General features: G+C 71.0%; 18 protein-coding genes. 2 read left to right on the top strand and 16 right to left on the bottom strand.

The genetic code is table 11. From position 1 onward, the window contains the following. Positions 1–87 precede the first annotated feature (87 nt). From ACGH48_RS08515 to dusB, 7 genes are all read right to left on the bottom strand, one after another. Positions 88–1,764 carry an ABC transporter ATP-binding protein gene (locus ACGH48_RS08515; protein WP_340195737.1) on the bottom strand — a complete coding sequence of 559 codons (1,677 nt, stop codon included), beginning with the start codon at positions 1,762–1,764 and terminating at the stop codon, positions 88–90. After that, positions 1,761–2,765: an ABC transporter permease gene (locus ACGH48_RS08510; protein ID WP_123312879.1), complete on the bottom strand. Its 1,005-nt coding sequence runs from the start codon at positions 2,763–2,765 to the stop codon at positions 1,761–1,763. Before ACGH48_RS08510 ends, ACGH48_RS08515 begins: the two co-directional genes overlap by 4 nt. 2 nt (positions 2,766–2,767) lie before the next feature. Further along, on the bottom strand, positions 2,768–3,844 hold the full coding sequence (locus ACGH48_RS08505; protein ID WP_396291112.1) for an ABC transporter permease: 1,077 nt from the start codon (positions 3,842–3,844) through the stop codon (positions 2,768–2,770). Positions 3,845–3,960: 116 nt separating this feature from the next. Continuing rightward, positions 3,961–5,592, bottom strand: a complete 1,632-nt coding sequence (locus ACGH48_RS08500) for an ABC transporter substrate-binding protein (protein WP_123312880.1) — start codon at positions 5,590–5,592, stop codon at positions 3,961–3,963. 847 nt (positions 5,593–6,439) lie between these two features. Then, positions 6,440–8,353, bottom strand: a complete 1,914-nt coding sequence (gene dnaG / locus ACGH48_RS08495; RefSeq protein WP_396291006.1) for a DNA primase — start codon at positions 8,351–8,353, stop codon at positions 6,440–6,442. A gap of 76 nt (positions 8,354–8,429) precedes the next feature. Next, positions 8,430–9,743 (bottom strand): deoxyguanosinetriphosphate triphosphohydrolase, encoded by a 1,314-nt coding sequence (locus tag ACGH48_RS08490; RefSeq protein WP_396291005.1) that lies wholly within the window; start codon positions 9,741–9,743, stop codon positions 8,430–8,432. Further along, complete coding sequence (gene dusB, locus ACGH48_RS08485) at positions 9,740–10,894, bottom strand: tRNA dihydrouridine synthase DusB (protein ID WP_396291004.1); 1,155 nt, start codon at positions 10,892–10,894, stop codon at positions 9,740–9,742. The genes ACGH48_RS08490 and dusB overlap by 4 nt, the downstream gene beginning before the upstream one ends. 47 nt (positions 10,895–10,941) lie before the next feature. Between dusB and ACGH48_RS08480 the strand changes: the two genes are divergently transcribed. Continuing rightward, a complete protein-coding gene (locus ACGH48_RS08480) occupies positions 10,942–11,427 on the top strand; it encodes an aminoacyl-tRNA deacylase (RefSeq protein WP_396291003.1) in 486 nt (161 codons plus the stop codon). 134 nt (positions 11,428–11,561) lie between these two features. Here the strand turns inward: ACGH48_RS08480 and ACGH48_RS08475 are convergent, their stop codons facing one another. The 4 genes from ACGH48_RS08475 to ACGH48_RS08460 form a co-directional block, all read right to left on the bottom strand. Continuing rightward, positions 11,562–11,771 (bottom strand): hypothetical protein, encoded by a 210-nt coding sequence (locus tag ACGH48_RS08475; protein ID WP_396291002.1) that lies wholly within the window; start codon positions 11,769–11,771, stop codon positions 11,562–11,564. Beyond that, complete coding sequence (locus ACGH48_RS08470; protein WP_123312886.1) at positions 11,768–12,502, bottom strand: DsbA family protein; 735 nt, start codon at positions 12,500–12,502, stop codon at positions 11,768–11,770. Before ACGH48_RS08470 ends, ACGH48_RS08475 begins: the two co-directional genes overlap by 4 nt. 115 nt (positions 12,503–12,617) lie before the next feature. After that, on the bottom strand, positions 12,618–14,003 hold the full coding sequence (locus tag ACGH48_RS08465) for a glycine--tRNA ligase (protein ID WP_123312887.1): 1,386 nt from the start codon (positions 14,001–14,003) through the stop codon (positions 12,618–12,620). 107 nt (positions 14,004–14,110) lie between these two features. Beyond that, positions 14,111–15,166: an aminotransferase class V-fold PLP-dependent enzyme gene (locus ACGH48_RS08460; protein WP_396291001.1), complete on the bottom strand. Its 1,056-nt coding sequence runs from the start codon at positions 15,164–15,166 to the stop codon at positions 14,111–14,113. Between the two features lie 70 nt (positions 15,167–15,236). Between ACGH48_RS08460 and ACGH48_RS08455 the strand changes: the two genes are divergently transcribed. Then, positions 15,237–16,202: a LysR family transcriptional regulator gene (locus ACGH48_RS08455; RefSeq protein ID WP_396291000.1), complete on the top strand. Its 966-nt coding sequence runs from the start codon at positions 15,237–15,239 to the stop codon at positions 16,200–16,202. A gap of 8 nt (positions 16,203–16,210) precedes the next feature. Here ACGH48_RS08455 and ACGH48_RS08450 read toward each other — a convergent pair whose 3' ends face one another. The 5 genes from ACGH48_RS08450 to ACGH48_RS08430 all read right to left on the bottom strand — a co-directional run bounded on the left by ACGH48_RS08450 (position 16,211) and on the right by ACGH48_RS08430 (position 22,340). Then, positions 16,211–17,008: an isoprenyl transferase gene (locus ACGH48_RS08450; protein ID WP_396290999.1), complete on the bottom strand. Its 798-nt coding sequence runs from the start codon at positions 17,006–17,008 to the stop codon at positions 16,211–16,213. Then, entirely contained in the window at positions 17,005–17,868 is an 864-nt protein-coding gene (recO, locus tag ACGH48_RS08445; protein ID WP_123312891.1) for a DNA repair protein RecO, read from the bottom strand. The genes ACGH48_RS08450 and recO overlap by 4 nt, the downstream gene beginning before the upstream one ends. 170 nt (positions 17,869–18,038) lie before the next feature. Next, positions 18,039–19,814 (bottom strand): 2-isopropylmalate synthase, encoded by a 1,776-nt coding sequence (leuA, locus tag ACGH48_RS08440; RefSeq protein ID WP_396290998.1) that lies wholly within the window; start codon positions 19,812–19,814, stop codon positions 18,039–18,041. A 376-nt stretch (positions 19,815–20,190) separates the two neighbouring features. Further along, a complete protein-coding gene (locus ACGH48_RS08435) occupies positions 20,191–21,591 on the bottom strand; it encodes an FtsX-like permease family protein (protein WP_396290997.1) in 1,401 nt (466 codons plus the stop codon). Continuing rightward, the gene (locus ACGH48_RS08430) at positions 21,588–22,340 is read right to left on the bottom strand and encodes an ABC transporter ATP-binding protein (protein WP_123312894.1); all 753 of its coding nucleotides are present in this window, start codon (positions 22,338–22,340) and stop codon (positions 21,588–21,590) included. Before ACGH48_RS08430 ends, ACGH48_RS08435 begins: the two co-directional genes overlap by 4 nt. Positions 22,341–22,412 lie beyond the last annotated feature (72 nt).

Here is a 22,412-nt window from a genome sequence, read left to right as displayed (position 1 = left end):
CGTGCGTACAGCTGTGGAGGCGACCGCCCAGGAGGCCCGGCGTGCGTCGACGACGCAGGTCGGGCCTCCTGGGCGGGTCACGTCGGGTCAGGACCCGGCGTTCTCCAGTTGCTCCAGCGTACGCCGTCGCTCGGCCTGCTCCGCAGGGTCCGGCACCGGGAGCGACGCCAGCAGGCGCTGCGTGTACGGGTGCTGCGGGGCGCCGAGGACCTGCGCCGTCGTGCCCACCTCGACCAGGTCACCGCGGTAGAGCACGGCGATCCGGTCGGACAGCGCGCCCACGACCGCCAGGTCGTGGCTGATGAACAGCGACGCGAAGCCCAGGTCCTGCTGGAGCTCGAGGAAGAGCTCCAGCACGCGGGCCTGCACCGACACGTCGAGCGCGCTCGTCGGCTCGTCGGCGATGAGCAGCTTCGGCCGGAGCGCGAGCGACCGGGCGAGCGAGGCGCGCTGGCGCTGACCGCCGGAGAGCTCGTGCGGGTAGCGGTCGCCGTACGCCTTCGGCAGCTGGACCGCCTCGAGGAGCTCGTCGACGCGCTGGCGGGCCGCACGGGGGCTCGACACCTCCTTGTGGACGACCAGCGGCTCGGCGACGCACTCGGCGATCGTGAGCAGCGGGTTGAACGAGGTCGCCGGGTCCTGGAACACGAACCCGATGTCCTTCCGCAGGTGCTTGAAGTCCCGTTCGCGGTAGCCGAGCATCTCCGCACCGAGGACCTTGAGGGACCCGCCGGTGACCTTCGTCAGGCCGGCCATCGCGCGCCCGATCGTGGTCTTGCCGGAACCGGACTCCCCCACCAGCCCGAGGACCTCGCCGGGACGGATCGCCAGGTCGACGCCCTTCACGGCCTTGAACGCGGGCGAACCGAGGCGGCCCGGGTACTCGATCTCGAGCCCCTTCGCCTCGACCAGCGGGGTGACGTCCTCGGTGATCGCGGCACGGCGGGCGGTCCCCGTCGACGCCTCGAGCCGGGGCACCGCGGCGAGGAGCCGCTTCGTGTAGTCGGCCTGCGGCCGCGCGAAGAGGTCCGTCGCCGACGCCTCCTCGACGATCTCACCCTGGTACATCACGGCGACGCGGTCGGCCAGGTCGGCCACCACGCCCATGTTGTGGGTGATGATCACGATCGCCGTGCCGAACTCGTCGCGGCACCGGCGGAGCAGGTCGAGGATCTCGGCCTGCACCGTCACGTCGAGCGCCGTGGTCGGCTCGTCGGCGATGATCACCGACGGCTCGAGGGCCAGCGCACTCGCGATGACGACCCGCTGCTTCTGCCCGCCGGAGAACTGGTGCGGGTAGTGGTCGACACGGGTCTCGGGGTCGGGGATGCCGACGCGACCGAGGTAGTCGATCGCCTTCGCCCGTGCCTCCTTCTTCGACATCCCGCCGTGGGCGCGGAGCCCCTCGGCGATCTGCCACCCGACGGTGAACACCGGGTTGAGGGCGGTCGACGGCTCCTGGAAGACCATCGCCCCGGCGGTCCCCCGCAGGCTGCGGAGCTTCTGCGCGCCCACGCGCACCACGTCGGTGCCGTCGAGCAGCACCGCGCCGCCGAGCGTCGCCGTCTCCGGCATCAACCGGAGCATCGCGCGAGCGGTGACGGACTTGCCGGAGCCGGACTCGCCGACCAGGGCGAGGACCTCGCCGGGACGGACGTCGAGGCTGACGCCCTTGACCGCGTCGACGGCGCCGCCGTCGGTGGCGAAGGTGACGGTCAGGTCGTCGACGACGACGACGGGTGCGTTCTCGGTGTCGGTCGTCATGCGCCCGCTCCATCCGCGGTGGCCGTGTTGCGCGCGTCGCGCGTGGACACCAGCTGCTTCAGCCGTCGGCGCGCACGCAGACGGGGGTCGGAGATGTCGTTGAGGCTCTCGCCGATGAACGTCACACCCAGCACGAGCACCACGATCGCGACACCCGGGTAGACACCGGTCCACCAGACGCCGCTCGCGACGTCGGACAGCGCGCGGCTCAGGTCGTAGCCCCACTCGGCGCCGGACGTCGGACCGATGCCGAACCCGAGGAAGCCGAGGCCGGCCAGGGTCAGGATCGCGTCGCTGGCGTTCAGCGTCAGGATGAGCGGCAGGGACCGCGTCGAGTTCCGCAGCACGTGCCGGATCATGATGCGCCACGGGTTCGTGCCCATCACGCGCGCCGACTCGACGAACGCGTCGTTCTTCAGGCGCACGGCCTCGGCACGGACCACCCGGAAGTACTGCGGCACGTAGACGACGGTGATCGAGATCGCCGCCGCGATGATGCCGCCCGAGTAGCTCGAGTTGCCACCGGAGATCACGATCGACACGACGATCGCGAGCAGCAGCGAGGGGAAGGCGTAGATCGCGTCGGCGACCACGACCAGGACCCGGTCGAGCCAGCCGCCCAGGTAGCCGGAGACCAGGCCGAGCAGGACGCCGACGATGATCGACACGACGACCGCGACGATCACGACGAGGACCGCGGTGCGGGCGCCGTAGACGACCCGGCTGAACACGTCGAACCCGCCGACGGTGGTACCCCAGATGTGCTCGGCGCTCGGAGCACCGGTGCGCGGGAAGCTCTCGCCGTCCGCGCCCTGCAGCTGGCCGAAGCCGTACGGGGCCAGGAGCGGCGCGAACACCGCGACGAGCAGGTACAGGGCGCAGATGACCACGCCGACGATGAGCATGGCGCGCTGCCAGCCGGTGCTCTTGCGGAGCTGGACCACCACGGGCAGCCGCTTCCAGAGCGGCTCGTGGCGGTCGACGAGGGTGGTGTCGGCCATCGTCAGAACCTCACTCTCGGGTCGATCAGGGCGGCGACGACGTCGACGATGAAGTTGGTCACCGCGACGATCACCGCCAGCATCGCGACGATGCCCTGCACGGCGACGAAGTCACGGGCCGACAGGTACTGGTTCAGCTCGAAGCCCAGGCCGCGCCACCCGAAGGTGGTCTCGGTCAGGACCGAACCGCCCAGCAGCATCGCGATCTGCAGGCCCATCACGGTGATGATCGGCACGAGCGCGGGGCGGAACGCGTGCGTCCGGACGAGCCGCGACTCGCGGACACCGCGGGAGCGGGCCGCGTCGACGTACTCGGAGCCGAGCGACCCGATCATGTTCGCGCGCACCAGGCGCAGGAAGATGCCGGCGGTCAGCAGCCCGAGCGTCAGCGCCGGCAGGACCGCGTGCTGCAGCACGTCGCCGATGACGGCGGCGTTGCCGGTGCGGAGCGCGTCGATGATGTAGACGCCGCTCGCACCGGGGATGCCGTCCAGGATGAGCTCCACCCTGGTCGAGGCACGGTCGCCGAGCGGCAGCCAGCCGAGCCAGACCGAGAAGACGAGCTTCAGCAGCAGGCCACCGAAGAACACCGGGGTCGCGTAGGTCAGGATCGCGAGGGCGCGGAGGAGCACATCGGGCCACTTGTCGCGCGTGTACGCGGCCAGCATGCCGAGCGGGATGCCGAGCACGAGCGCGACGACGAGGGCGTAGAACACGAGCTCGGCGGTCGCCCCGCCGTACTGCAGGATGATCTCGGTGATCGGCCGGTTGTCCGTCGACGCGTTGCCGAAGTCACCGCGCAGGATGTTGCCGAGGTACTCGAAGTACTGCACGAGCACGGGACGGTCGTACCCGGCGGCGTGCAGGCGTTCCTGCAGCTGCGTCGGGGTGAGTCGACCGCCGACCGACGCGGTGATCGGGTTCCCGATGACGCGCATCAGGAAGAAGACGAGCGTCACCAGGATGAAGACGGTCGGGATGATGAGGAGGAACCTGACGAGGATGTACCGGCCGAGTCCGCCGCCACTGCTCTTGGCACGACGTTGTGCCTGTGGCTTGGTTGGATCGGTGCCGTTCACGTCCTGGGTCGCCTCTGGGGTGCTCAGGGTCACGGGGAGGGGTGCCTTTCATGCCGGTGCGCAGGCCGCGGGCGTTCCTCGTGGGAACGCCCGCGGCCTGCGCGAGGGGCGTGGTGCTACTTGCTGAGGGTGGCGTACCGGAACTTGAACGAGGCGTCGAGGGTCAGGCCCTTGACGTCCTTGCCGGCGACGGCGACGGACTTGCCCTGCAGCAGGGGCAGCGTCGAGATCTGCGAAGCCTCGCGCTCCTGGGCCTGCTCGATCAGGTCGGCACGCTTGTCCGGGTCGGACTCCGCCTGCTCCTTCGCGATGAGGTCCTGGATGACCGAGTCGTCGTAGTGGTTCTGGACGAAGTTCTCCTTGGTGAAGAACGGCGACAGGTAGTTGTCGGCGTCGGAGAAGTCCGGGAACCAACCGAGCTGGTACTCCGGGTACGCGTCCTTCGTGCGCTCCTGCGCGTAGGTCGTGTAGACCGTCGACTGGATGTTGACGGTGAACAGGCCCGAGTCCTCGAGCTGCGTCTTCAGCAGCGCGTACTCGTCGTCCGAGGCCGAACCGTAGTGGTCGGGCGCGTACTGGATGTCGAGCTGCACCTTGCCGGAGACACCGGCGTCGGCGAGGGTCTTCTTCGCCTTGTCGACGTCGGGGCCGCCGTCGCCGTCGCCGTACATGTCCTTGAACGGCTGGACCGCACCGGTGAGGCCGTCCGGCACCATCGAGTACAGCGGCGTGAAGGTGTCGTTGTAGACCTCCTTCGCCAGGGCGGCGCGGTCGACCACGTCAGCGGCGGCCTGGCGCACGGCGAGGGCCTTCGCCTCGTCGGCGTCGTCCTGACCGGTGCCGAACGGCTGCGTCTTGAAGTTGAAGACCACGTAGCGGATCTCGCCGCCGGGGCCGTCGGTGACCTTGAGGTCGTCGTCCTTGCGCAGGTCCGAGATGTCGGTCGGCGTCAGCGAGCGGTACGCCACGTCGACGTCGCCCTGCTGCACGGCGAGCTTGAGGTCGGTCTCCTTGGTGTAGTAGTTGGCCGTCACCTCGTCGGTCTTCGCCTTGCCGAGCAGGCCGTCGTACTTCGGGTTCGTCTTGTACTGGACCAGCTGGTTCTCCTTGTAGGAGCTGATCTGGTACTGCCCGGCGAACGCCTTGCCCTTGACGATGTCGTCGGCGCTGGTGAGCTTCGTCGCGCTGAAGACGTCCTCGTCGACGATCGGACCGGCGGGGCTCGAGAGCACCTGCGGCCAGGTCTGGTCGGCGTGGTCGAGGTTGAACACCACGGTCGTGTCGTCCGGGGTGTCGATGCTCTTGAGGTTGGCCAGCAGCGACTGCGGACCGTTCTCGTTGTTGATCTTCAGCTCACGGTCGAACGAGAACTTCACGTCGCTCGAGGTGAGCTTGTTGCCGTTCGCGAACTCGAGCCCGTCCTTGAGGGTGACCTCGTACGTGGTCGGGTTCGTGAACTCCGCCTTCGTCGCGATGTCCGGCTCGACGTCCGGGCTGCCGACGGGCGTGTTCATCAGGAACGGGAAGACCTGGTTCTGCACGGCGAAGGAGCCGTTGTCGTAGGAACCGGCCGGGTCGAGGGACGTGACCTTGTCCGTCGTCCCGATGCTCAGGCCGTTCAGCTCGGTGTCGCTCACGCTGCTGCTCGCGCAGCCGGTCAGCACCAGCGCCGTCGCTGCTGCTCCGGCGCCGAGCGCGATGCCGCGCCTGCCCCACGTGGCTGTGTGCTTCTTGAACACGGATGCCATGTTCGATGCCTCTCTTGAAGATGGGTGCAAGTGTCCTGACCGGCGGGTGGAACGTCTGTGTGCCCGGCCAGGAACGCTCATTGGTATCACCCTGTCACGGAACAGATCGAACCGGGAGCGATTTGTTTACACCGCTGTAATGCAAGCACCCGTCGCGTGATGCATCATTCGTGCGCATCGAACCGGCGCGCCGCACACGAAAGTTGCGCCGTGCAACGCGCCGCCCGGGCGAGCCCGGGCCCGCTCCCGGCTCGCCTCCGCCCCCGCCTCCGGCTCGCCCGAGGTTCCGAAATCTCGGCATCTCGACGCTCGTCCGGCCCGGCATCGGAACCTCGGCGGAGCGCACGCGGCGTGTTGTGGAACCTCGGCACGCCGACCGGGAGGCCCGGCCCCAGCCCCCTTGCCTCCGCCGACCAGTCACGTCCCGCCCGCCCGCGCGCCCCGCCTGCGATCCCGCCTCGCCGCGCCCCCGCCCGGCCCCGCTCCAGGTTCCGAAATCTCGGCATGTCGACGCTCGTTCAGCCCGGCATCGGAACCTCGGCGGAGCGCACGCGGCGTGTTGTGGAACCTCCGCACGCCGACCGGGAGGCCCGGCGCATCTCCACCGCGACCGTCACCTCGCCGACGTGGTCGCGCCGCACGGCCTCAGTCACGCTGTGCGGTCACGTCACCGCGGCACTCGTGCTCGCCGAGGTTCCACGAAGGGCCGCTCGAGTGCGGCCAGATGTGCAGATTTCGGAACCTGGACGAACCGCACACGGCCGGCACCCGGGCACCCGGGCACCCGGGCACCCAGGCGCTCGAGCGGCTCGAGCAGCCTCGGGCCGGCGGCCGGGCGGCTCGGGGGCTAGGACGCCTCGGCGTCGGCGCGCAACCGCATCCGCTGCGCATCGATGTCCACGAGCTGCCGCTGGATCTCGGCGCGACGCTCGGCCTGCTCGTGCGGGTCCGCGCGCTGCAGCTGTCCGAGCAGCGAGGCCTTGCGGGCGAGCAGGTCCCGCTCGACCAGGGCGACGACGATGCTCCGGCAGTACGCGGCGAGGTCCTCGGCGTTCCGCGCAGGGATCGGCGCGAGGGCCAGTTCGTGCGTGAGGGTGCGCAACGGCGTCGGCACGTCGGCGAGCAACCGGTCGAGCCAGTCCTGCGCCCCGATGACGTCGACGTTGGCGACCACCGCGTCCCGCACGACGGCGAGCATCGGTGCCGAGAACGTGGCGGACGCGGCGAGCCCGAGCAACGGCGCCCCGACGGAGGTCGGCTGCTGCACCATCGCCATCACGGCGTCGCGCTCCATTCGGCTGATCGGGTCGTTCGGCAGCGAGCGGATCCCGGCGACGGGCTCCTCGACCACACCGGCCCCGTCGGTGGCGTGACCGGCGCGACCGTCGCGCCCCGGGCCTCCTGACCGATCGTCCGTCGACCCCGCGCGACGACGCGCGGTCTCGACCGCTCGTCGGACCTCGGGCATGTCCATGCCGAGCCACCCGGCGAGCTCACGGACGTAGCCCTGGGTGAGCGATCGGTCGCGGATGCCGGCGAGCACGGGGGCGGCGGCGCGGAGGGCACCGACGCGACCCTCGACCGTCTCGAGGTCGTGGCCCTCCAACGTGCGGCGGATCATGAACTCGAACATCGGACGCTTGTTGGTGATGAGACGGCGGATGGCGTCGTCACCGCGGGCGAGCCGGAGGTCGCACGGGTCGAGGCCACCGGGCGCCACGGCGACGAAGGTCTGCGCGGCGAACCGCTGTTCCTCGGCGAAGGCGCGAGAGGCGGCTCGCTGCCCGGCCTCGTCCGGGTCGAACGTGAAGACGACCTCGCCGTTGGCGTTCGGGTCGGCACCGGCCAGGTCGCCGAGCATCGGGCGCAGCACCTTGATGTGGTCGACGCCGAACGAGGTGCCGCACGTGGCGACCGCGGTGGTGATGCCGGCGACGTGGCAGGCCATGACGTCGGTGTAGCCCTCGACGATCACGACCTGCTTCTGCTTCGAGATGTCGCGGCGGGCCAGGTCGAGCCCGTAGAGCACCTGGCTCTTGTGGTAGATCGGGGTCTCGGGCGTGTTGAGGTACTTCGGGCCCTTGTCGTCGTCGAGCAGGCGCCGGGCACCGAACCCGATCGTCGCCCCGGTGACGTCGCGGATGGGCCACATCAGGCGCCCGCGGAACCGGTCGTACGGCGACCGGTCACCCTGGCTGACGAGCCCGGCCGAGGTGAGTTCCTCGAGCGTGAAGCCCCGACCGCGCAGGTGGTCCTTGAGCATGTCGTACGACTTCGGCGCGAAGCCGACACCGAAGTGCTGCGCCGCCAAGGGGTCGAACCCGCGCTCCCCCAGGAACCGCCGTGCGGGGTCGGCCGCGGCGGTGGTGAGCTGCGCCGTGTAGTACTCGAGCGCGGCTTCGTTGGCGGCGATCAACCGGGCGCGGGTGTTGTAGTCGGTGCGCGGCCCGTCGCCCTCTTCGTAGTGCAGGGTGAAGCCGATCTTCGCTGCCATGCGCTCGACGGCCTCGGCGAAGGTGGTGTGGTCCTGCGCCATGATGAAGCTGAAGACGTCGCCGTCCTCACCGCAGCCGAAGCAGTGGTACCGGCCGACCTGGGGCCGGACGTGGAACGACGGGGAGCGTTCGTCGTGGAAGGGGCAGAGCCCCTTCATCGAGCCGACGCCCGCGTTCTTCAGCGTGACGTAGTCGCCGACGACGTCGGCGATGTTGACACGCGAGCGGACCTCGTCGATGTCGTTCCGCGCGATCCTGCCAGCCACCCTCTGATCCTAGTTCGTGGCACCGACCTCGGCCGACCGCGGCCCCGAGATGTGGACGAACCACCGAGGCCCCCGCTCACACCGGGATGTGGATCGACTCCCGCTCGCCGACCACCAACCGCCTGTGCCAGGCGATCGCGCCCTGGTCCGTCAGGCTGGCGACCTGGTCGACCACGGCACGGAGTCGTCCGTCGTCGTCGTTCGCCGCACGCCAGTCGGCCGCGAAGCCGGGTTCGAGGTCCGACGGCCCGGACGCCGCCAGGGCATCGAGCAGCTCCGTCAGGATCCGCCGCTGGTCCTCGTACACGGGCTGCCGATCGCCCTGGGTCATCACGAACGCTGCGACGATGCCCTTGAGCACCGCGATCTCCCCGATGATCTCGGGCGGTGTCACGACCGAGGCCGCGAACCGGACGAGGGACCCGGAGGCGTAGGACTCGCGTGTCGCTGCCGTCGCCGTCCGCGCGAAGCGTCCGATCAACTGCGAGGTCAGGTTCTTCAGGCGCGCCGCGTCGCGGCGGGAGCCGTCGTACGAGGTCATCCAGAGCGGCAGTGCCCGGAGGCGGTCGAACGCCTCGAGCAGTTCCTCGCGGCTCAGGTCGTCGCCCACCCACGCGTGCATCGCGGTGACGATGTCGTTCTCGCCGACGCGGTCACCGAGGGCCGCGACGTCGATGAACCCGGCGACGACGGCGTCTTCGAAGTCGTGCACCGAGTAGGCGATGTCGTCCGACAGGTCCATGACCTGCGCCTCGATGCACCGCTGGCGCCGCGGGGCCCCGGCGCGGAGCCACTCGAAGGCGTCGTGGTCGTCGTCGTAGAAGCCGAACTTGGTCCGGCCCGATGACGACTCGGAGACGCCCTGCGCCGCCGGCCACGGGTACTTGCAGCTGGCGTCGAGCGACGCCCGGGTCAGGTTCAGCCCGAACGGACGGTCCCCGCCCCCGGCAGTGCCGGCATCGGCGCCCGGCCGCAGCCCGTAGACCTTCGGTTCGAGCCGGGTGAGCAGCCGCAGCGTCTGCGCGTTGCCCTCGAAGCCGCCGATGCCGGCGGCCCAGGCGTTGACGGCGGTCTCACCGTTGTGACCGAACGGCGGGTGGCCGATGTCGTGCGCCAGGCACGCGGTGTCCACCACGTCGGGGTCGAGGCCGAGCGAGTCCGCGAGTTCACGACCGACCTGCGCCACCTCGAGCGAGTGCGTCAGGCGGTTCCGGGCGAAGTCGAGTCCGGTCGTCGGGCTGAGCACCTGGGTCTTGGCGGCGAGGCGTCGGAGCGCACTCGAGTGCAGCAGCCGGGCGCGGTCGCGGGCGAAGTCCGACCGGCGGTTGCCGTGCTCTTCCGGCAGCCAGCGCTCGGCGTCGGCCGGACCGTACGAGGCGGTGGCGCTCATCCGCCGCTGTGGTGCAGCTCGGCGGCGGCGAGGACCTTGCGGAACTCGCTGTCGACGTCGCGGGACTCGAGCCAGCGGTCGGGCAGGGCGGTGCGCTTCGGGTTGCCGGAGCGGCCGCGGGGCCCCTCGGCGTCGACCCCGGGGTACGGCGCGTCGTGGTCGAGCTGCCCGATCAGGTCGTCGATCTCCTGCAGGCTGGACGCCATCGCGAGTCCGGACCGCACGTCGCTGCCGATCGGGTACCCCTTGAAGTACCAGGCCACGTGCTTGCGGATGTCGCGGCAGCCGTGCTCTTCGGACCCGAAGAACTCGACGAGCAGTTCGGCGTGCCGGCGGAAGCCGTCCGCGACCTCGCCGAGCGAGGGCATGTACCGCAGCCCCTCGCCGCGGAACGCCGCTGCCAGGTCACCGAACAGCCACGGACGCCCGAGGCATCCGCGCCCGACGACGACGCCGTCGGCACCGGTCTCGTCGACCATGCGCAGGGCGTCGGCTGCGGACCAGATGTCCCCGTTGCCGAGGATCGGGATGTCCGTGACGGCTTCCTTCAGGGTCGCGATCGCGGACCAGTCGGCGTGACCGGAGTAGTGCTCGTTCGCCGTGCGCGCGTGCAGCGAGACCGCGGCGACGCCGGCGTCCCGCGCGATGCGTGCGGCGTCCAGGTAGGTGAGGTGGTCCTCGTCGATGCCCTTGCGCATCTTCACGGTGACGGGAACGTCGCCCGCCGCGCGGACGGTCTTCGTGACGAGTTCGCGGAACAGCTCGAGCTTCCAGGGCAGTGCCGCCCCGCCGCCCTTGCGGGTGACCTTGGGCACCGGGCAGCCGAAGTTCAGGTCGATGTGGTCAGCACGGTCCTCGCCCACCAGGATCGATGCCGCCTCGGCCACGGTGTTCGGCTCGACGCCGTACAGCTGGATCGACCGCGGGGTCTCGGACTCGTGGTGCTGGATGAGCTGCATCGACACGGGGGTGCGTTCGACCAGCGCGCGCGAGGTGATCATCTCGCAGACGTACAGACCGGCGCCGTACTCGCGGCAGAGCCGGCGGTACGCCATGTTCGTGATGCCCGCCATCGGCGCGAGCACGACCGGCACGTCGACCTCGATCGGACCGATGCGCAGAGGCCGTGCTGGGGCTTGTGTGATCGTCATACCTGCTCCATCCTCCCACGTCGGTGCGCGGCGGTAGCGTTCTCCACATGACGATCGACGCCAGCACCCGGTTCGACACCGACGCAGCGGCCCGCGGCCTCACGGTCGAGGTCGTCGAACGCCCCGCCGCGGACTCCCTGCAGCAGGCCGCCGAGATGCTCGGCATCGACCCCGGCGACATCGTCAAGACGCTCGTCGTCAAGCGGCACGACGGCGGTTTCCTGCTCGCCCTCGTGCCGGGCGGTCGGAGCATCGCGTGGAAGAAGCTCCGGACCGTGGTCGGCGTGAACAAGCTCTCGATGCCCGACGCGGCGACCGCGCTCCAGGCGTCCGGCTACGAGCGCGGCACCATCACCCCCATCGGTGCGACCGGTGACCTGCCCGTCTACGCCGACGAACGGATCGTCGGTCGACGGGTCGCCCTCGGCGCCGGTCGCCACGGCGCGAGCGCCTTCGTCGAAGCGGACGCACTCGTCGCCGCGTACGGCGCGACCGTCGCCGACATCACCGACGAGGAACCGCAGCGCGACTGATCGCGTCGGCAGCAGCGCGACGCGCAACCGACCGATCGCGCCCCCGCACAGCCGTTGCGCCCCGCAGAGTCGGGGCGCAACGACCGCACGGGAGCGCGGGACCACCAGCGCGCGACGCGCGACTGACGGAGTCGTCAGTCCGGCACCTCGGACCAGTCGCCCTCGGCGCCGGCGAACGAGCCGGCGTCGATCAGGCACGAATCACCATCGCAGACCGGCGCACCGCCGGGCGTGACCATCGTGAGCAGGCCGGGGCGCGCCTCCAGACCGGAAATCGCATCCGGGACCGACAGGGCGGACGGGAGGCCCGCCCCACCCCCGGCGGTGAGCGTCGCGCCCGTCATCGGGTCGCCGCCACGTCGGCGCTCGCGTCGTCCGCAGCGCGTTCGGTCGCCGAGGCGACCTCGTCGGGCGTCGTCCCGCGCAGCGCGACGACCTGCGTCAGCACCTGCTCGAACGCGGCCGGGTCCTGCGCGCCGGAGACGCCGTACTTGCCGTCGATGACGAAGAAGGGGACGCCGTTGATGCCGAAGGCCTGCGCCTGGGCCTGGTCGGCGCGGACGGCGGCGAGCTGTGCGTCGTCGCGGAGCGTCGCGAGGACCTCGTCGCGGTCGAGCCCGATCTCGGCGGCCAGGTCAGCCAGCGTCGCCTCGTCGCCGACGTGCTCGCCGCGTTCGAAGTAGGCGGTGAACAGGCGCTCGACCATGTCGAGCTGCTTGCCGTGCTGCTTGGCGAGGTGGATGACCTGGTGCGCCTTCACCGTGTTGGTGTGGTGCATGGCCTCGAAGTCGTAGTCGAGCCCGACGCTCGCGGCGATGCCGGTGACCTGGTCGAGCATCTGCTGCGCCTGCTCGACGGGCATGCCCTTGTGGTTGGACAGGAACTCGGCCTCGGTGCCCTCGAAGTCGACGGGGGTGTCCGGGCTCAGCTCGAAGGAGTGGTACTCGACCTCGACCGGCAGGGAGTCCGACGAGGCGCCGAACGCGGCCACGCCGGCCTCGAACTTGCGCTTGCCGATGTAGCACCAGGGGCAGGCGATGTCCGACCAGACATCGACCTTCACGGAGTCGTTCATGCTGATGCCAACGCGCGGCGTGCGCCCGCATTCCCGCAGAACCTGGTTCCGGACACGACACCACGGATCTGCGTGGTGCTGTGTCCGGAACCTGGTTCCGACGCCCGCGAAACCCCTACGCGCCGAGCAGCCGCTGCGCCAGGTAGCCCTGCAGCTGATCGAGGGCGACCCGCTCCTGCGCCATCGTGTCGCGCTCGCGCACGGTCACGGCCTTGTCCTCGAGCGTGTCGAAGTCGACCGTGATGCAGAACGGCGTGCCGATCTCGTCGTGGCGACGGTAGCGGCGGCCGATCGCGCCGGCGTCGTCGAAGTCCACGTTCCAGTTCTTGCGCAGGTCGTCGGCCAGGCCACGGGCGACGGGCGAGAGCTGTTCGTTGCGCGACAGCGGCAGCACCGCGGCCTTGACGGGCGCCAGACGCGGGTCGAGGCGCAGCACGGTGCGCTTGTCGACGCCGCCCTTCGCGTTCGGCGCTTCGTCCTCGTGGTACGAGTCGAGCAGGAACGCCATGAGCGCACGGGTCAGGCCGAACGACGGCTCGATGACGTACGGCACGTACTTCTCGTTGGCGGCCTGGTCGAAGAACCGGAGGTCCTGGCCGGACGACTCGATGTGGTTGTTGAGGTCGAAGTCGGTGCGGTTCGCGACGCCCATGAGCTCACCCCACTCCGAACCGGTGAAGCCGAAGCGGTACTCGATGTCGGCGGTGGCGTCCGAGTAGTGCGCCCGCTCGCCGTCCGGCACGTCGAAGCGACGCAGGTTCTCCGGGTCGATGCCGAGGTCGGTGTAGAACGCGACGGAGTCGGCGATCCACTGCTCGTAGTGCTCGCCCGCCTCGGCCGGCGGCACGAAGTACTCGATCTCCATCTGCTCGAACTCGCGGGTGCGGAAGATGAAGTTGCCGGGCGTGATCTCGTTGCGGAACGCCTTGCCGACCTGACCGATGCCGAACGGGGGCTTCATGCGGCTGGTCGTGACGACCTGCGCGAAGTCGACGAAGATGCCCTGCGCGGTCTCGGGGCGCAGGAAGTTCAGGCCCTCCTCCGACTCGACCGGGCCGAGGTAGGTCTTGAGCATGCCGGAGAACTCGCGGGGCTCGGTCCACTCGCCGCGGGTTCCGCAGTTCGGGCAGGCGATCTCCGCCATGCCGCCCTCGGGGTCGCGGCCCTTCTTCGCCACGAACGCCTCGGTCAGGTGGTCCGCACGGAACCGGTGGTGGCAGTGCAGGCACTCGACCAGCGGGTCGGTGAAGGTCGCGACGTGGCCGGAGGCCTCCCACACCTTGCGGGGCAGGATGACGGCCGAGTCCAGGCCGACCATGTCCCCGCGGCCGCGGACGAACCGCTGCCACCACTGGCGCTTGATGTTCTCCTTGAGCTCCACACCGAGGGGCCCGTAGTCCCACGCGGAGCGGGAGCCTCCGTAGATCTCACCCGACTGGAAGACGAAGCCGCGGCGCTTGGCCAGGGCGATGACGCTGTCGAGACGGGAGGGCTGTGCCAAAGGGTGCTCCAGAGGTCGCCGAGCTGGGTGCTCGGTGCGGAAACGGTCCGGGCAAGACTACCGGCGTTCGTCGGCCGGGAGGCCCGCCCCGCGTCCGCCGTCCGCGCTCACCTTCCCGACGCGCCCGGACCCACCCCGCCCAGCGCGGCGACGACGTCGGTCACGTCCGCCTCGTCGTTCCACAGGTGGAACGCGATCCGCAGTCGCCCCGCACGTCCGGAGGCGGTGAGCCCCGCGGCGGTGAGGGCACGGAGGGCCGACCCGTCGGCGTCCGCGAACGTGACGATCGCCTGCCCGTCGCCTTGCCGAGGCGACCCGAGGGCGTCGCACAGCCGATCTGCGAGACCGGTGGTGTGCCTCCAGACCGCTTGCTGGTCGAGCGCGACCGCGTGCTCGAGCGCGGCCACGGCACCGGGCCACGCCTGCCAGGCTGGCGAGACGTCGAAGCGACGGGCGTCGTCGGCCAGGTGCATCGCGGGTCCGTAGCAGGACGACCACACGTCCTCCCCCGCGTACCAGCCGGCCTGCACGGGGCGGAGCCGGCCGAGGGCGGTGTCGGAGAGTGTCATGAAGGCGACGCCGCGCGGCGCGCAGAGCCACTTGTAGGCGTGCGTGAGCGTCACGTCGAACGGTGCCGCGTCGACGGGCAGGACCCCGGTGGCCTGCGTGAGGTCGCAGAGGGTCAGGGCGCCGACGCGGCGGGCCGCGGCCACGACCGGGTCGGAGTCGGTGACCGCGCCCGTGGCGGACTGCACCGCGGACCACGCGACGAGGGCCGTGTCGGGCCCGACGGACGCGGCGAGCCGGTCGAGCGGGACGCTCCGGACCCGGGCGCCGCGGTGTGCCTGGGCGAGGAACGGGAACACGACCGAGCTGAAGTCGCCGTCGGGGACGACCACCTCGGCACCGTCCGGCAGCGCGTCGGCGACGACCGCGGCCATCACCGAGGTCTGCGAGCCGGTCGCGACGTGGGACGCCGGGACCCCGACGAGCTCCGCGAAGAGCGAGCGTCCCTGTTCGACGAGTGCCCCGTAGTGGGCCGGCGACGTCTCGGCGCGGGACCACGCGTCGAGGTCGGCGCGCTGGGCCGCGAGGGTGCCGTGGGTCGGCAGACCGGCGGTGCACGCCGCGAGGTAGCCGCGGCCGGCGGGGAAGGAGTCCATGCGGACAGCGTCCCGACTCGCTTCCCATCACACCAGGGCCGGTTCGTTGTGCCACCGATAACATGACGTGATGGACGAGATCGATCCCCAGTTGCTCCGGGTGCTCCGCGCCGTGGCCGACGGCGGGTCGATCACCCGTGCCGCCGCAGCGCTCGGGTCGAGCCAGCCGGCGGTCAGCCAGCTGCTCGCACGTGCCGAACAGCGGCTCGGGCACGCACTGGTCCTCCGCTCGGGTCAGGATGGTCGTGGCGGGCGCGGCGCCACGCTGACCGACGCCGGTCGGGTGCTCGCCGACCACGCGTTGCACGTGCAGGCCGCACTCACCGCCGCGCGCGAGGACCTGGACGCCGTCGGCGGGCTCAGCCGCGGTCGGGTGCGCCTCGCCGGGTTCCCGAGCGCCTCGTCGGCCCTCGTGCCCGCGGTGCTCGCGCGACTGGCGGCCACGGCGCCGGGCGTGACGACCTCGTACATCGAGGTCGAACCGCCCGAGGCGCTCGACCTGCTGCGGAGCGGCGAGGTCGACGTCGCCCTCACCTTCACCTACGTCGGCGACGAGGTCGGAGCCACCCCGGACCCCGGGCTCCTCACCCGGGCGCTGGGGCGCGACCCGCTCGCGCTGGTGACGCCGTCCGGGGCCGCGGGGCCCGGTGCTGCGGACTCCGGCGCAGCGGGTTCGGGTGCTGTCGACCTCGCGTCGCACCGCGATGCCCGCTGGATCGGCGGCTGCCCACGGTGCCGAGGACACCTGCTCGCCTCGTGCGCCACCGCCGGGTTCACGCCCGACATCGTGCTCGAGACCGACAACGCGGCGGCGGTCGTGGGGCTCGTCGCCGCCGGACTCGGGGTGGCGCTGCTCCCCCGGCTGGCACTCGCGACGACGGTGATCCCCGCCGAGGTCCGGGTCGATCCCGTCGACGACGACCTGGCTCGACGCGTCGAGGTCGTCGTGGCACGCGGGGCCGAGCGAGTGCCGAGCGTCCGTGCGGCCCTGGATGCCGTGCGGTCCGCGGCGCACCTGCTCGACGGGCCCGGCTGACGGTTCCGCTACGCGGTCGGGGCGTCGACCGCGCCGCCGTAGCGCCGGTCGCGGCGTGCGTACTCCTCGATCGCGCCCCACAGGTCGGTGCGGCGGAAGTCCGGCCACAGGCGGTCCAGAAACACCATCTCGGCGTACGCCGACTGCCAGAGCAGGAAGTTGCTCGTGCGCTGTTCCCCCGAACTGCGGAGGAACAGGTCGACGTCGGGCATCTCGGGCACGTACAGCCGCTTCGCCAGGGCCTTCTCGGTGACCTGGCTCGGCTTGAGGCGCCCGGTGGCGACCTCTTCGGCCATTCCCCGCACGGCGTCGACGATCTCGTTCCGGCCGCCGTAGTTGACGCACATCGTCAGGGTCAGCACGTCGTTGCCCGCGGTCATCTGCTCGGCGCGGTCGAGTTCGTCGATGACGCTCCGCCACAGCCGCGGACGCCGACCGGCCCACCGCACCTTGACGCCCCACTCGTTGAGCTGGTCGCGCCGTCGGCGGATGACGTCGCGGTTGAAGCCCATCAGGAACCGGACCTCTTCCGGGGAACGCTTCCAGTTCTCGGTCGAGAACGCGTACGCCGAGATGTGCTTGACGCCGATCTGGATACCGCCGGCGACGACGTCCAGCAGCGAGGCCTCACCCGCCTTGTGCCCCTCGATCCGGGTGAGCCCACGGCCGTTCGCCCACCGGCCGTTGCCGTCCATCACGATGGCGACGTGGTCCGGCACGAACCGGGCCGGGATCGCCGGGGGCGTCTGGCCCGTCCAGTCGATCGGGCGGAACGGCTCGGCGTCGTCGGGGCGGCGGGGGCTCATGCGGTGGGGGTTCCTTCGGCGGCGGGATCGAGGTCGGAGTCGGCGGGGTCCGGGACGGAAGGCGCCGGGGTGGAGGCGACCGCACGGGCCGTCGCCTCGGGCCCGTCGTGGGTCAGCGGCACCGGCAGCGGGTGCTCCGACCGGTCGACGTGCGGCAGGGACCGGAGCGATCGTTCCAGGTGCCACTGGGCGTAGGCCGCGACCACGCCGGAGGCCCGTGACCGCGTCCGCTCGTCGGTGGCGTCGACGCTCGCCCAGTCGCCGGCGAGCAGCGAGCCGAGCACCCCGAGGGTCGCCGGGTCGAGCCGCGGCGTGCCGGGAGGCGCAGCGCGATCGGCGACCACGCCGCCGAGCTGCACGACGAAGGCCGAGTGTGGCCCGGGCTCCCCGGTGACCGCACAGTCGCCGAACGAGGGCGCCCACCCCGCGATGCTCATCGCGCGGAGCAGGTAGGAGTCGAGCGTGGCGCTGGAGTGGTGCTCACCGCGGGACAGCGACCGCAGCGCACCGACGAGCAACAGGTACTGCTGCAGGCCGGCGTCGGCCTCGCTCAGGCGGTCGGCGGTCTCGACCATCGCGCTGGCAGCCGTGTACGCGCCGTAGTCGGCGACGATCTGCGCGCCGTAGGCGCCGAGCGACTCGGCCTGCGTGACGATGTCGAGCGAGCGCCCCTCGTAGAACTGGGCGTCGACGACCATGAACGGCTCGAGGCGGCTGCCGAACTTCGACGCGGTCCGCCGCACGCCCTTGGCCACCGCTCGGATCTTGCCGTGCTGCCGGCTGAGCATGGTGACGATGCGGTCGGCTTCCCCGAGCTTGTGGGTGCGCAACACGACGCACTCGTCCCGGTACAGCGGCATGCCCCCAGTATCCCCCGCCCCGCCGACACCGCGCCGCGCGGGCTGGGCGTGCGCGGGCTGGGCATGCGCGGGGCGTACTTTGCGGAATCGGGCGTACCTGGTCGAAAGAAACGACCAGGTACGCCCGATTCAACGTGCCATCGCGCGTGACGGGGGAAGTACCGCGCGTGTCAGGCGGAGACGAGCTCCGGCGAGTCGGCGCCGGTCGCGGCTCCCGCGCGGACCGCACGGTTCACCGCGGAGACGATCGCCTTGAGGGACGCCGTCGAGATGTCGGCGTCGATGCCCACACCCCAGAGGCGGACACCGTCGACGTCGAGCTCGACGTAGGACGCCGCCTTGGCGTCACCGGAGGCGCTCATCGTGTGCTCCGAGTAGTCGTACAGCGTGACCTGGACGCCCTGCTCGGCGAGGACCTTGAGGAAGGCGTCGATCGGACCGGTACCCACGGCGTCGGCGGTGACGGATCCCTCGTCGACGCGGAGCGCGACCGACAGCGAGGTCGTGCCGTCGAAGTCGCTCGACGTCGCCGTCTTCGTGAGCTCGTAGCGGCCCCACTTGTCGTCGTCGGTCGATGCGGGCAGGTACTCGTCCTGGAACACGTCCCAGATGCGCTGCGACGAGAACTCGCCGCCCTCGGTGTCGGTGTGCCGCTGCACGACGCCGGAGAACTCGATCTGCAGCTTGCGGGGCAGGTCGAGGGCGTGGTCGGTCTTGAGCAGGTAGGCGACGCCGCCCTTGCCGGACTGCGAGTTGACGCGGATGACGGCCTCGTACGACCGGCCGATGTCCTTCGGGTCGACGGGCAGGTACGGCACCGCCCACTCGATCTCGTCGATGTCCTTGCCCGCCGCCGCCGCCTTGGCCTTCATCGCCTCGAAGCCCTTGTTGATGGCGTCCTGGTGCGAGCCACTGAACGCCGTGTAGACGAGGTCGCCCGCCCACGGCTGACGCTCCGGCACCGGCAGCTGGTTGCAGTACTCGACGGTGCGCTTCACCTGGTCGATGTCCGCGAACGAGATCTCCGGGTCGATGCCCTGCGTGAACAGGTTCATGCCCAGCGCGACCAGGTCGACGTTGCCGGTGCGCTCACCGTTACCGAACAGGCAGCCCTCGATGCGGTCCGCGCCGGCCATGTAGCCCAGCTCCGCGGCGGCGACGGCGGTGCCGCGGTCGTTGTGGGGGTGCAGCGACAGGATGACGTCCTGACGGTGGGCGAGGTTGCGCGACATCCACTCGATCGAGTCGGCGTAGACGTTCGGCGTGGCCATCTCGACGGTCGCGGGCAGGTTGATGATGACCTTGCGCTCGGGCGTCGGCTCGAAGACCTCGAGCACGGCGTTGCAGATCTCCAGTGCGACCTCGAGCTCGGTGCCCGTGTAGGACTCCGGCGAGTACTCGTAGTAGACCGTCGTGTCGTGCTGCAGCGTCGCCTCGGCCGCCTTGCACAGCTTCGCGCCGGCGACCGCGATGTCGACCACACCCTGCACGTCGGTGCGGAACACCACCTCGCGCTGCACGATCGACGTCGAGTTGTACAGGTGGACGATGGCCTGCTTCGCGCCGTCGATCGCCTCGTACGTGCGCTGGATGAGGTGCTCGCGCGCCTGGGTCAGCACCTGGATCGTGACGTCGTCGGGGATCGCGCCCTCGTCGATCAGCGACCGGACGAAGTCGAAGTCGGTCTGCGAGGCGCTCGGGAACCCGACCTCGATCTCCTTGTAGCCCATGCCGACGAGCAGGTCGAACATCGCGCGCTTGCGCTCGGCGTCCATCGGGTCGATGAGGGCCTGGTTGCCGTCACGCAGGTCGACGGCACACCAGCGCGGCGCCTTGTCGATGCGCTTCGTCGGCCAGGTGCGGTCGGGCAGGTGGACCGAGATCTGTTCGTGGAAGGGGACGTACTTGTGGATCGGCATCCCGGAGGGCTGCTGCGTGTTCTGCATCGTTCGTCGCTTTCGTGTGCTCTGGGTGAGGGCGGCCACGACGGACTCCGCGACGAGGTGGGCCGGTGTGTCAGGCCTCGTCGCGGCAGCGAAGGAGGAGGAGTGCCGAGTACATCGGGTCCACGGTAGCACCGGCCGCGACTCGTGTGACAGCGAGGGGCGTTCGAGTGGTCACGACATGCCGTCGGCCGGACGCCGAGGTTCCACGAACCGTCGTCGGCGGCCGTCCGGAGTCCAAGATCGTGGAACCTCGGCGAACGCGAGCGGCGTTGCGGGCGCGGCCGGGACGGTGGAGGTACGGGACGACGGACGGGAGGCACGGTGCCAGCTGGCACCGTGCCTCCCGTCCGTCGCGTGGGCCGACCACGGCCGCTCGTCAGTCGACCGCGAGCGCTTCGGTCGGGGGCACGCGCATCGCGCGCCGCACCGGCGCGATCGTCGCGACGACCGCGAGCACGAGCGCTCCGACGACGACGATCCCGATGGTGAGCGGCGGCAGCACGGGCGTGACCGGGGTGCCCAGCGACCCGAGCAGCGTCTGCCCGCCGACCCAGCCGTAGAAGGTGCCGAGCACGAGCCCGGAGACGACGGCCGCGACGACCATCTGCACGGCCTCGGTCACGATCATCCGGCGGACCTGCGCCCCGGTGAGTCCGAGGACCCGCAGCAGCCCGAGCTCGCGGCGACGCTGCAGGACCCCGAGTGCGAGCGCGTTCACGACCCCGACGGCGGCGATCACGGCGGAGAACCCGACGATGACGCTGACGACGGCGTTCAGCTGCACGAAGAAGTCGCGCTGCGCCTGCACCATCTCGGTCGTCATCTGGCCCTGCCCCAGGTCCTCGAGCTGGGCCTCGAGCACGTGCTGCATGATGCCGAGCGCGACCGCGAAGGTGACGAGCAGGGTGACGCCGATCACGAGCCCGATCGTCGCCCGCGAGGACCGACCCGGCGCACGCATGGCGTTGCGGCCGGCGAGCAGGACGACGGGGTCGTGCGAGCCGATCCGGCCGATGAGCTGCAGGACGGGCGGCATCACGATCGTCGCCCCGACCGCGACGCCCGCGAAGGACACGAACCCGCCGAGTGCCGCCGGCAGCACCGCGATGGGCGAGCTCGCACTGACCGCGAGCCCGATGAGCATGAGCGCCGCGCCGCCGGCCATGAGCACGATCGCCCAGACCTTGCGGGCGGTGCCGGAGCGGACGTCGTCGTGGCTCGGTTCGACGCTCGACGACAGCGCCTCGAGCGGGGTGACGGTCAGCACCCGGCGGGAGCCCGCGGCGAAGGCTCCCCACGTCGCCAGGACGACGGCGACGACCGGCAGCGCGAGTTCCCACGGCAGGAGCGTGTAGTCGGTGTCGGGCAGGAACCCGTTGCCGCGCAGGACGACCACGAACACCGCGGACAGCCCGGTTCCGACGACGGCGCCGATCAGTCCGCCGAGCACCCCGACGACCAGTCCGGTGCGGGTGATCCGGGCCCGGAGCGTGGCGCCGGTGGCACCGACGAGACGCTGCAGCGCGATGATGCGGGTCTGCCCGGCGATGAGGGTCGCGCAGGTGTTGGCTGTCACGATCGCACCGACGTACAGCGCGATCCCGAGGAACAGCCACCCGACGACGGACAGGATCGACTTGACCGGTCCGAGGTCGGCGAGCCCGGCGGCGCCGAGCGCCTCGGTCACGACGCCGGGGGCGATGACGAGTGCCGAGCCGAACGTCGTTCCGAGCGCCGCGACCAGCACGGTCGGGGCGAAGGAGCGGACGCCGTTCACGCTGCTGCCTCCATCCCCAGCATCGTGGTGGAGATCGCGCCGGCGTCCATCGCCGGACGGTCGGCGACGACGCGGCCGTCGGCGAGGAACAGGATCCGGTCGGCGTTGGCGGCCGCGACGGGGTCGTGCGTCACCATGACGACGCTCTGCCCCCACTCCTGCACGGCGCCGCGCAGGATCGCGAGGACGTCACGGCCGGTGCGCGAGTCGAGGGCACCCGTCGGCTCGTCGGCGACGACGACTGCCGGCCGCGAGGCGAGCGCCCGGGCGATGGCCACGCGCTGCTGCTGCCCACCCGACAGCTGGTGCGGCCGGTGCGAGAGCCGGTTGCCGAGTCCGAGCTGGTCGACCAACCGGTCGATCCACGCGCTCTCGTCCTTCGACGGCTTGTGCCCGCCGAGCAGGAACGGCAGCCGGATGTTCTCGCTCACGTCGAGCGTCGGCACCAGGTTGAACGACTGGAACACGAACCCGAGCCGACGTCGACGGAGCTCGGTCAGGTCCTTGTCGCCGAGCCCGGTGATGTCGACGCCGTCGATCTGGATGCGGCCGGCGGACACCGCGTCGAGCCCGGCGGCGACGTGCATGAGCGTCGACTTGCCGGACCCGGACGGCCCCATCACGGCGGTGAACTCCCCCGCGCCGATGTCGACGCTGACGTCGTCGAGTGCCGTCACCCGGCGCGCGGCGTCGCCGTAGTGCTTGGACACGTGGTCGAGTCGGATGATCGGAGCGTGGCTGGTGGTCATGCACCAACGATGACGGCCGGGAGGCCCGCCCCGCGTCCGTCGGGCGGCTCCTGTGGATGCACCGCTCGGCTC

Source organism: Curtobacterium pomorum, from assembly GCF_044497295.1.
Taxonomy (GTDB): Bacteria; Actinomycetota; Actinomycetes; order Actinomycetales; family Microbacteriaceae; genus Curtobacterium.
The sequence above is the reverse complement of the archived record's forward strand: the minus strand, read 5'-3'. Positions and strand labels throughout refer to the sequence as shown.